The organism is Brevibacillus nigriterrae, from assembly GCF_049846925.1.
In the GTDB taxonomy this organism is placed as follows: domain Bacteria; phylum Bacillota; class Bacilli; order Brevibacillales; family Brevibacillaceae; genus Brevibacillus_H.
Genome location: NZ_JBNCMT010000008.1, coordinates 157,796 through 168,999 on the forward strand (window position 1 = coordinate 157,796; position 11,204 = coordinate 168,999).

The 11,204-nt window shown below is 45.3% G+C and carries 10 protein-coding genes; 7 read left to right on the forward strand and 3 right to left on the reverse strand.

What is annotated here, in order from left to right:
- Positions 1-113: 113 nt before the first annotated feature.
- Positions 114-1,355, reverse strand: coding sequence for a sigma-54 interaction domain-containing protein (locus ACPW7N_RS08455; protein WP_425650613.1), 1,242 nt, complete (start codon positions 1,353-1,355; stop codon positions 114-116).
- A 186-nt stretch (positions 1,356-1,541) separates the two neighbouring features.
- Here ACPW7N_RS08455 and ACPW7N_RS08460 point away from each other — a divergent pair, with 186 nt between their 5' ends.
- From ACPW7N_RS08460 to ACPW7N_RS08485, 6 genes are all read left to right on the forward strand, one after another.
- Positions 1,542-3,368 carry a sigma-54-dependent Fis family transcriptional regulator gene (locus tag ACPW7N_RS08460; protein WP_425650614.1) on the forward strand — a complete coding sequence of 609 codons (1,827 nt, stop codon included), beginning with the start codon at positions 1,542-1,544 and terminating at the stop codon, positions 3,366-3,368.
- A gap of 41 nt (positions 3,369-3,409) precedes the next feature.
- On the forward strand, positions 3,410-4,480 hold the full coding sequence (locus tag ACPW7N_RS08465) for an ABC transporter ATP-binding protein (RefSeq protein ID WP_425650625.1): 1,071 nt from the start codon (positions 3,410-3,412) through the stop codon (positions 4,478-4,480).
- 83 nt (positions 4,481-4,563) lie between these two features.
- Positions 4,564-5,364, forward strand: coding sequence for an ABC transporter permease (locus ACPW7N_RS08470; protein WP_425650626.1), 801 nt, complete (start codon positions 4,564-4,566; stop codon positions 5,362-5,364).
- 1 nt (position 5,365) lies between these two features.
- Entirely contained in the window at positions 5,366-6,145 is a 780-nt protein-coding gene (locus ACPW7N_RS08475) for an ABC transporter permease (RefSeq protein ID WP_425650615.1), read from the forward strand.
- Positions 6,146-6,216: 71 nt separating this feature from the next.
- The gene (locus tag ACPW7N_RS08480; protein WP_425650616.1) at positions 6,217-7,314 is read left to right on the forward strand and encodes an ABC transporter substrate-binding protein; all 1,098 of its coding nucleotides are present in this window, start codon (positions 6,217-6,219) and stop codon (positions 7,312-7,314) included.
- Between the two features lie 128 nt (positions 7,315-7,442).
- Positions 7,443-7,955 (forward strand): GNAT family N-acetyltransferase, encoded by a 513-nt coding sequence (locus tag ACPW7N_RS08485; RefSeq protein WP_425650617.1) that lies wholly within the window; start codon positions 7,443-7,445, stop codon positions 7,953-7,955.
- Here the strand turns inward: ACPW7N_RS08485 and ACPW7N_RS08490 are convergent.
- Positions 7,947-9,044 carry a threonine aldolase family protein gene (locus ACPW7N_RS08490; protein ID WP_425650618.1) on the reverse strand — a complete coding sequence of 366 codons (1,098 nt, stop codon included), beginning with the start codon at positions 9,042-9,044 and terminating at the stop codon, positions 7,947-7,949. The genes ACPW7N_RS08485 and ACPW7N_RS08490 overlap by 9 nt on opposite strands.
- An 85-nt stretch (positions 9,045-9,129) precedes the next feature.
- Positions 9,130-10,089, reverse strand: coding sequence for a helix-turn-helix transcriptional regulator (locus ACPW7N_RS08495; protein WP_425650619.1), 960 nt, complete (start codon positions 10,087-10,089; stop codon positions 9,130-9,132).
- Between the two features lie 132 nt (positions 10,090-10,221).
- Between ACPW7N_RS08495 and ACPW7N_RS08500 the strand changes: the two genes are divergently transcribed.
- Positions 10,222-11,163 carry a Gfo/Idh/MocA family protein gene (locus ACPW7N_RS08500; RefSeq protein WP_425650620.1) on the forward strand — a complete coding sequence of 314 codons (942 nt, stop codon included), beginning with the start codon at positions 10,222-10,224 and terminating at the stop codon, positions 11,161-11,163.
- Positions 11,164-11,204: the final 41 nt, after the last annotated feature.

The following is an 11,204-nucleotide window of genomic DNA, read 5'->3' on the forward strand; positions in this document are numbered from 1 at the left end:
GGAACGGGGCTGACTCTTGTTATTACCGTGATTTTTATCACTGTATGGTAGTTGCTCTCATGCAGCGTTGCATGATCACTTCCCATCAGGCAGAAGATTCATGCAATTCTACATCACGATAAATACTGTTTTAATTTGCGAGATACTGTTGACTGATCGACACCTAACATATCTGCAATCTCATACGTTGATGTACTGATCGTACGAGCCATTCGCAACAATTCTTTCTCCACAAAGGTTGTTGCTTCTTTTAGCGGTATAATTTTCTGAATGTGAATGGGTTTTTCATTTTCAAGAACAGTAAGTCCAGAAAAATCCTTTGGATTGGAATTCTCATCTGAGCGCAGAAAGGGGGGCAAGTCGAAAAACCCGAGTTCCTGATTCTCTGACAAGAGCACCATTCGTTCAATCACATGTTCCAACTGTCTGACATTTCCTGGCCACCCGTATACTTGAAAAGCTTGGACTACGGCTTGAGAAACTGATCTATCGATTCCGTACTTGAGTTTGAACTTGTGCAGAAAATGATGGACGAGTGGTTCGATATCCTCCTTGCGCTCTCGCAGGGGAGCGATTTCGATGGGCAGAACACAGAGGCGAAAATAGAGATCTTTTCGGAACTTCCCGGCTTGTACGTCTTCTTCCAGATTCCGATTGGTTGCAGCAATGATTCTCACATTGGCAGACAATGTTTTCACTTCTCCTATTTTTTTGAACGTCCTCTCCTGCAGGACATGGAGAAGTTTGGCTTGTGATGCAATCGGCAATTCTCCGACCTCATCGAGGAACAGTGTCCCTCCGTCCGCCTCTTCAAATACACCTTTTTTGCCACCTCGTTCCGCACCTGTGAATGCGCCTGGAGCATACCCGAACAGTTCCGACTCTACCAACGTCTCCGGGATCGCCCCACAATTCAGTTTGATGTAGGGTCCGCTCGCCCTAGAACTTGATTGATGAATCAAGCGGGCAATTCCCTCCTTTCCCACCCCGGACTCCCCTAAAACCAAGATCGTTGCATCAGTAAAGGCAAGCTTGTTTACTTGACGAATCACCTCCTGCATTCGGGGACTGGGAAGCTCATCGATTAAGAGGGCGGATTGATGTATCTGTTTCGTTGATAGCGTTCTTTCTTCTATGATCAGGACAATGGAATCATCCAATTGAAAAGTGTGAGCAAACATCGCTCGATTTTGAATCGTGAGCCTCTGCTCCACTACATTCATTTGATAACTAGGAATCAAATCAGAAGCCTTGCTCCCAATCGTCTTTAAAAAGGAGAATCCGGTGACATACGGCCAATTGTGTGAGCACCAAAAAATCTCTCCACTCTCATTCACACGTGCGATCGCCAGCATGTTCTCAACTCCTTTTTCTTATGGACGAGAATACCTACTGACATATATATTCCGTTTCTTGATGATTCATCGCACAAACTTTTCTCAAAGTTGCTTCAATTCTCAACTTCTGGTATAGAAACTCTCACTCGTGGAATAGGCTAATAAAAAAATATGGGAATGACATGCTTGATGTGGAGGTGGAGGATGAGCTATTTAAAGGATATTCAGGCGACAGCCCAACAGGTAGCGGAAGCAATCTCCGTCGCCTTGCGAATCGAAACTGAAATCGTCGATGATACCATGACCATCATTGCAGGCACTGGCAAATATAAAGAGAGAATCAACACTAAGGAAGAAGGCGGTCAGGTAGAAGCTGGCTATTTATACGGGCGTGTCTTATGTACCAATCAACCCTATTTTGTGGAAGATGCGAGAAGTGATCCCTCCTACGATCCATCTGTACTCAGTGGTCAGACGGAAGAAATGGCTGAACTATGTGCACCGATTAACTATGAGGGAAAAGTCATTGGGGTCATCGGGCTAGTTGCTTTTGATGAAGCGCAGCATCAATTTCTCCTTGGGCATAAGCTTCCCCTGTTCACTTTTTTACAACGGATGTCAGAGCTGTTGACGGGTAAAATCGCAGGACTACACGCCATCCAAAACTGGAAAAAAACAAACCAGCAGTTGGAAGTATTGATCGAATCGATTCATGAGGGGATCATTGCAATCGATGAGAACGGGATTATCACCACTTGTAATGAAACTGCACAGGGATTCATCCAGAATCGCAAAGAAACACTCATCGGTTCCCCTATTGAGAGCATTTGGCCCAACTCTCCTATGCTGGAAGTACTCAGAACCGGCGTCGGCTACATGGAAAAGGAAGAGCGTTATTCTTCTCCCCGACAAGAAATGCATTTCATCAGTACGGCTCGCCCGATTCTCATCGATGAGAAAGTGGTAGGTGTCGTTGCCTCTTTTCGAAAAATGGCTGATATGCGCAGACTGGCTTATGCCTTAACAGGTGAAACTAAAGATTTGTTCTTTTCCGAAATCAAAGGTAGAAGCCGCTCCCTCTCCCTCGTGCTAAAGCAGGCAGAGCAGGTGGCAAGAGGAACATCCAATATCCTGATCACGGGAGAAAGCGGCACAGGTAAAGGGATGCTGGCAGCGGCTATTCATTCTTCGAGCAACCGCAAAAACGGGCCTTTCATCATCGTCAACTGCGGGGCAATCCCTGAGACATTACTGGAGAGTGAGCTTTTCGGGTATGTGGAAGGTGCTTTCACAGGGGCAAAAAAGGAAGGAAAAGCAGGTAAATTCGAGTTGGCCGACGGAGGGACCATTTTTCTTGATGAGATTGGCGATCTCCCCCTCCACTTGCAGGTGAAATTGCTTCATGTTTTGCAAAACAAGCAGGTGGAACGAGTTGGTTCTCATCAATTGATGCCGGTCAACGTGCGAGTGATTTCTGCAACGAACAAAAGCTTGGAAGAGATGGTTCAATCCAAGGAATTCCGCTCCGATCTCTTCTTTCGCTTGAATGTCATCCCTTTGCATATGCCACCGCTTCGAGAACGTGTGGAAGATATTCCACTCTTGATGGAGTATTTCTTAACTAAGTATCGACAGACGATTGAAAATCAGGTGACAGACTTTTTGCCGGAAGTGAGGGAACTGTTCACACAATACCACTGGCCAGGCAATGTTCGGGAGCTGGAAAACGCCATTGAATACGCAATGAACATGGAAGCTTCCGGGTTCATCGGACTGGATTCTGTTCCACAACGTATCAAGCAGGCAGTACTCCCTCGACATGATTCGGAACAGGAAACAACTTTCACAGCTTACGAACTTGAAACTTCACTGAAAGAACAGTTGAGACAATTTGAGCAACAAATCATCATACGGATGCTTGAGAAACACGGCCATTCATTAGAAGCAAAACGATTGATTGCAGAACGTCTCGATATTGGCTTAGCAACCTTGTATCGCAAGTTGGAAAGCTACCAGCTTCTCAATTCGTAGTATTTGACAAATTTCACAGCAAGGAGGAGGTCAAATTGACAATGCATATGGTTGAACTGCGAAATATTATCAAAACATTCAATCAACACACCGTAGTTCAAGATCTCTCTCTACAGATTAAAAAAGGAGAATTCATCACATTACTTGGACCGAGCGGATGTGGAAAAACGACGACACTTCGCATGATTGCCGGTTTCGAACAGCCTACTTCAGGTGAAGTATTATTAGATGGCAAGCATATGGAAGGTCTTCCCGCCTACGAGCGCAACGTAAATACTGTTTTTCAGAGCTATGCACTGTTCCCCCACCTCACGGCCTACGAGAATGTTGCTTTTGGATTACGAGTAAAAGGCACAGCGAAAGCAGAGATTGATCGTCGGGTAAAAGAAATCTTGCGACTAGTCCAACTGGAAGAGTATGCGAAGCGAAAACCGGATCAACTGAGCGGTGGGCAAAAACAACGGATTGCCATTGCTCGAGCACTCGTCAATAATCCCAAGGTCTTGTTGCTGGATGAACCACTCGGAGCGTTGGATCAAAAACTGCGCAAACAAATGCAGGTCGAATTGAAGCACCTGCAGCGACAGTTGGGGATTACGTTTGTTTTCGTTACCCACGATCAGGAAGAAGCCTTGACCATGTCCGATCGTATCGCCATTATGCATCAGGGCAGGCTTGTTCAGGTTGGCACACCAGATGAGATATACGATCAACCACAGACCACATTTGTCGCAGGGTTCATCGGTGAAATGAATTTTCTGCCTGGAACGGTTTCACAGACATCAGCCTCTCATACGATCATTGCCACGAACGGTGAAATCATACATGCGAGCAACCATCATGTACTCCATATCGGAGATGCTGTATTGGTAGCGGTCAGACCGGAAAGAACGACTCTCTCAACAGAACCGCTTGCCGATTTTGAAAATCATTTGCCTGTCAAACTGGAAGAGAGGATCTACTGCGGTATGTTTACTAAAACGATACTGCAAACGACGAACGGTCAAACGATCAGTACTCACGAAAAAACAGACCAGCTCATCGATGCACCCCAAAATCAACCTCTCTACCTCAACTGGCGTTCTGCACAAACGGTGGTGTTGCCTACATGATCAATGATCCACTACCTTCAACCACCCGCAAGTCAGTTCGTGATTCCGGCAAATGGTGGACGATTTCACCTGTTGTCCTCTGGATGAGTATCCTTTTTGTCATCCCGCTTTTCCTTGTGTTTGTCGTCAGTTTTTTCACCCGCAGCTCGTTTGGCGGGATTGAGCTGCCCATCACGCTTGAGAACTATATCCGCTTTGTCGATCCACTCTATCTTCGCATTGTCTGGATTTCCTGTGTGCTTGCCTTTATCACGACCTTCTTCTGCTTGTTGATCGGGTATCCCTTCGCCTATATTATCGCTCGTTCTCCTGTTCATTTTCGCAATATTCTGTTATTGCTAGTCATTGTCCCCTTTTGGACCAATTCGTTAATCCGCACCTACGCCTGGATTGTCTTGCTTCGTACCGAGGGTGTCATCAATACATTGCTTTTAAAAGTGGGGATCATTCAGGAACCACTCTCCCTTTTGTACAATGAGTTTGCCGTTCTCGTTGGTCTCGTTTACACGATGCTGCCTTTCATGGTTCTTCCCCTGTATGCATCGATTGAAAAACTGGATCGTTCTCATCTGGAAGCAGCATCAGATCTGGGTGCCAAACCGTGGCAAACATTCTTCAAGATTACACTGCCCCTAACCACTCCTGGTATCGTGGCTGGCTCCCTGCTTGTCTTTATCCCTTCGCTGGGCCTCTTCTTCATTCCTGACCTGATGGGTGGCAGCAAAGCCGTCCTGATCGGAAATCTGATCAAAAACCAGTTTCTCATGGCTCGCGACTGGCCTTTTGGCTCTGCCGCCTCGATTGTTCTAATGGGAATGACGTTACTTTTTATCCTTGTCTACCTCAGCTTCACAGGTGATAAATCTGGAAAGGGGTTGACTTGACGTGCGCCTTTCCTTTGGTAAAAAGTCGGCAGCGGTTTATGCTTCGCTGATCTATTTGTTTTTGTATGTACCGATTGCCATTCTGATTATCTTCTCCTTTAACCAGTCCAAATTGAATGCGGTCTGGACGGGATTCACCCTCGATTGGTATGTGAAGTTGTTTCAAAATGACGGTGTACTCGAAGCCATGTACACCAGCCTGATCGTTGCCCTTGTAAGTACCATTGCCGCCACCATGATTGGAACGCTCGCTGCGGTCGGGATGTATCGTTACCGCTTCCGGGGTAAGACAGCCCTGGATGCCATGCTGTATCTTCCTATCGTCATACCCGAGATTGTCATGGGCATATCCCTTTTGATACTTTTCACCCAGCTTCATATACCATTGGGTTATTTTACACTGATTGCAGCACATATTACGTTTTCGATTCCATTTGTCGTGGTTGTACTGAAAGCTCGTCTGGAAGGGTTTGATCGCAGCATGGAAGAAGCGGCCATGGACTTGGGTGCTACTCCCTGGCAGACATTCTACAAAGTTACGCTGCCGATTATTGCACCCGGCGTAATTGCCAGTGCTCTTTTGGCCTTTACTTTATCCATTGACGACGTGATTATCAGCTTCTTCGTCGCTGGTCCCGGCAGTGCTACATTGCCGCTCAAAATTTTCTCCATGGTCAAATTTGGTGTGACCCCTGAGATTAATGCTCTCTCCACACTCATGCTGATCGTTACACTGGCTATTGTCATCGTGGCAGAGAGGATTCGCATGAAACAACACTAAGATTACCCACCAGACACAAGCTATCGCTGGCGTCTGGCGGGGTCCCAAAATTATACACAAGGAGGTTTATCATGAAATCAAGGTGGAATCGGTGGTTGTCAGTTGTTGGGATTGGTATGCTCTCAAGCAGTCTTTTGCTAAGTGCCTGTAGTTCCTCTCCATCAGCCGAATCAGGAACCGATACGCAGCAAGGCTCGGGACTGGATAAGGAACTGAATGTGTTCAACTGGTCAGAGTATCTCCCTGAATCAGTGATTCAGAAGTTTGAGCAGAAATACGGGGTAAAAGTCAATTACAGCACCTATTCTTCCAATGAAGAAATGCTGGCAAAACTGTCTGCTGGCGGGGGGATTTTTGACCTGGCCGTAGCCAGTGATTACGTGATTCAGCCCATGGTCAAACAAGGCATGATCGAGCCGATTGACCTTGGCAACATCCCGAATTTCAAAAATCTGATGGATGAGTTTATCAACAAAGAGTACGATCCAGGCAACAAGTACTCGGTTCCGTATATGGGAAATACCATGTCACTGGGTATCAATCCTGATAAAGTAAAGGTGGAGATCGCAAGTTACACAGACTTATGGAAACCTGAGCTAAAAGGACAAATCGTACTGCTCGACGATCAACGATTCATCATCGGCATGGTATTGAAGTCGTTGGGGTATTCAGGCAATGATACGGATCCTGCCCATCTGGAGGAAGCCAAACAAAAGATGCTTCAGTTAATGCCCAATGTAAAAGCATTTGACAGTGACAGTCCCAAGACATTGCTGATCAATGGAGAAGTTTCCGTTGCTCTCTCCTGGGGTCCAGAAATTGCCCTTGCTCAAAGAGAGAAACCACAGATCAAGACCATTCTGCCCAAAGAGGGTTTGATGATCGCCTTCGATAATTTCGTCATACCAAAGGATGCCAAGCACAAGAAAACAGCAGAAGCCTTCATTAATTTCCTGCTCGAACCGGAAGTCATCGCCGAGATTTCGCAATCATTTCCCTACATCAATCCAAACAGGGAAGGCCGCAAACTACTGGATAAAGCTACGCTTGAAAATATCGCCATCTATCCACCTGCCGAAGAACTGAAGCGCACGGAAGGCATTCAAGATATTGGTGATTCGGTGAAGCTGTACGACCGAGTCTGGTCTGAGGTAAAGAGCTCCCAATAAGAGAAGCAGATTTAATGGAAGCAACACTTGTCTGCCCGAGTTTTTCGGGCCTTTTCCTTTTTCACCGAATGATGTGGTACACTATGGAAATATTGCTGGAAGATTATGAATGATTGGGAGGTTATTACATGATTGACATCCGTCTGTTACAACCAGATGATGCACAAATTTACTGGGATTTACGATTATTTGCCTTGCAGGAAAGCCCGGCTTCCTTCGGCTCCACGTGGGAAGAGTCTGTCAATCGTCCCAATCCGCTTGAGCAGGTAATGGAACGATTGCAGCCTTCCGATCACATGTTTTCCATGGGTGCGTTCGATGAAGGTCAATTGATTGGAGTAGTTACCATCGTTCGTGAGAGCCAAATCAAATTCGCACACAGAGCAGACCTTTTTGCCATGTATGTATCACCACAAGCACGAGGCAAAGGAATCGCCAAACAGCTTATACAAAAGGCAGTCGAAAAGACGTCCCGGATGAACGGTCTGGAGCAAATCAACCTGACCGTTGCCAGCACCAACCAGGCTGCCCGTCGATTATATGAATCCGTTGGTTTTGTCGAGTTTGGCTATGAAGAGAAAGCGATGAAACACGGTGATGAGTACTGGGATGAGGTATGGATGAAGTTGCAATTAAGCTAATACTTGTCTCATATTTTCAGCTAGCAAGTAAAAAGCGTGTTGAAGTTCCTCTTTCGGTATCAGCGCATATTGATTGCCGATGGAAACTTCATAAGAACAACCATTCTCGTCACACTCTTTCAAATATTGAGTAAAGCCGATACCCGTCGATTCATAAATGGAAATCAGCATCGGTTCCACTTTTTCTTTTGGTGCATGAAAATGGACGTGAAACATATTGGATACTGGTTCTACAGGTAAAGTGACGATTCCATGGCACTGGTTAAACATTTCTGCCAGCTCTTTGGCGTCTGAGTAAAACTGCCCCATTTTATGTACATTTTGTTCGAAATAATGATCGGCACTGATGATATAGGGGTAGAGACTGATCAAATCTCCGCCGTGACGTCTCTTCCATATTTTCGACTCTTTGATGAAAGCTTCATCCCCTGCAAGAATGGCTCCCGCGATTCCGCCAATCCCTTTGTAAAAGGAAAGATAGACACTGTCAAACAACTGGCAGATTTCCTCGGCTGACTTTTGATAGTAAGGCAAGATTTCAAAAAGTCTGGCCCCATCCAGATGCAAAGGGATTCCCTTCTTGTGGCAGTGAGCGGCGATCGCTTCCAATTCCTCATAGCTTGGCAATTGTCCACCAATCTCTCGCTGCGGCAACTCAAGCAACAAACATGCAATGTCCTCATTCAGATTCAAAACATCCTCAAGTGTTATCACTCGGTTTTTATCTGCCAGCAAAATCGACTCAATTTGGTGCAACTCTTTCAAGCCGTCTTCTTCATGTATTTCCAAATGACATAAAGGATGATAAGCGACCTTTTTGAGTCCTTTTCGATCACACCAGATTCGCATGGCTATTTGTTGTGCCATCGTGCCACTTGGAAAAAAGACGGCCGCTTCTTTGCCGACGTATTGTGACATCTTGTCTTGGAACCCTTCTATCAGCTCGCCCGAGCCATATACATCACTGTCCAAATTCTCATCGACATGGTTTATCGCCGTTTTCAGTTGTTGGATGTTTCTTTTTCCATGACCCCCAAGTCTATATTTTGCTTGAAGAAATGCTTCTTTGAGAGGATTGTTTGTGCTCATGCTTCATCCGGTCTCCTTTTTTTGAACCAATCTTTCGAACATCGTCCGTTCTTTTTCAGAGGTCATCTCGCATTCTCCCAAATAATTACGATTCATACCACTTCTGGAGTTCTAGTAACTTTTCCTTTACATAGTGCCTTAGTTCCTCAGGCTCCACAAATTCAACCTTGCCGATTAGAGCCAAGACATCCCTACAGGCAATATCGAAGCCGAACATGTTTATCGTTACAAGGAGTTGATTCCCTTCCTGCCTGGATTGAATCACCTCATACTGCTTCAAGACATTACCTTTCGATTCATCCAGCCTGATGACTACAGGGAAAAACTCATTCTCTCTGCAAGATTGCTTGAATTCAGCTTCTCGCCTGTTCCAGAAGGTTTCCAAAGAAAAATCAGGAGGAGTTTCAAACGTTTCCCCTGTCAGTTTGGCCTCTACCACTCGCTCGCATTTGAATGTCCGAATCTCTTTTGCATCCTCGCAAAAAGCAATGACATACCAATCAGCTTTTTTCACGACAAGTCCATATGGCTGAATGTGACGGGAAGAACAAACACCATGTGTCTTATGGTATTGGATATGCAGCTTTTGCGATCTCCATACCGCAGTCCGCAACGTTTCGAGGCAGGGATTCGTTATACGTTCTGACCACCAAGGCGTATCATCGAAATAAAACCGGCTTCTCACCTTCCTGATGTCAGATTGATAGGAGGCAGGCAACGTTTTTTCCAATTTGAGCAATGCATTCTGTAACTTCAAGCCTGACTCGGATTTTCCTTCTGAATAGATGCCCATTCCTGTCAAATACAGGTTGATGACATCCTCTCCGTTCAGTTGCTTCAAATTGACCGTATACCCCTCCATTAGTTCGATGCCTCCACTCGGGCCCGTAGTTGTGACAATGGGAATTCCGGCTTCTGCTAAAGTATCGACATCTCTATAGATGGAACGAACAGAGGTTTCCAATGCGTACGCAAGGTCTTTGGCTTTCATTTTCCCTCTCGATTCGATTAATAACAAAATGGCAATTAACCGATGCAATCTCAACGGTACTCCCTCCAAAAAAACACCTTTTGAACTGTCAATGTCAGCAACATCATGATTGAATTTCCATTGTTGACACTAAGTTGGCAACAATCCAACTATATCATAGAGACAAACCGGGAGGAGTGTTTCACTTTGAATATTGCCGTTTTAGGAACAGGTTTCGGCTGGTATCACGTACAGCTTTTGAAAAAGTTCGAACAAGTAAAAAGAATTGTCGTTTTCGGCAGGAATGAAGACAAGCTTCGCAAATTGAAAGCTGAGTTAGGGGTTGAGATTACCACTTGTTTCGACGATATTTTGCTTGACCCAGAGATCGATGTGATTGATAGTTGTTTGCCGTCACATCTGCATAGCCAATATGCGATTCAAGCACTTCAACATGGCAAGCATGTTTTTTGCGAGACACCCGTTGCCCTCCATCTTGAAGATGTCCTTGCGATGAAGCGTGCAGAAGAACAGTACGGCAAACGAATCCTGGTCAATCAGTTTATCAAATTTGATTGGGCTTACCGGTATTTGTACGAAGCCATTCAACATCAGAAATACGGGAAACTGATCTCCCTTACCCTAAAAAGAGAAACTTCTCCGATGTGGGGTGATCTGGGACTTAACACGATAACAACAAAGCTGATGATCCATGAATTGGATTTTGTGACGTGGCTAGGTGTCTCCACGGATGATTGTATAGTGTGGGGAAATCAATTGGAAAATCGGGAGCAATCCTTTGTTCGAGCATGGTTTCAACAGTCTGAACCGACAATTGAAGTCATTGTCTCTTCCCAGATGCCCCATTCCTACCCTTTTACTGTCGGATATGAAGCCTACTTCGAACGAGCAAAACTGGTGTTTCATGAATCTGACAGTAATGGCGAAACTGAATCCACTCTTTTTGAGAACACTGACCAGGGAAAACATGAACTTGCCTTGGAAAAAGTCAATCCATACGAAAAGAGTTTGGAGCACGCTCTTCAATGTTTGAACGAAGGAGCCGACTCCATTATCTCCCTGGATCATGCAATACAGTCACTGGATATTGCGATTAAGCTAAAGAATAGGCTGGTAGTTTTGAAATAGAATAGGGAAAAGCCGGTTTTGCACTTTTTAAGCAAGACCGG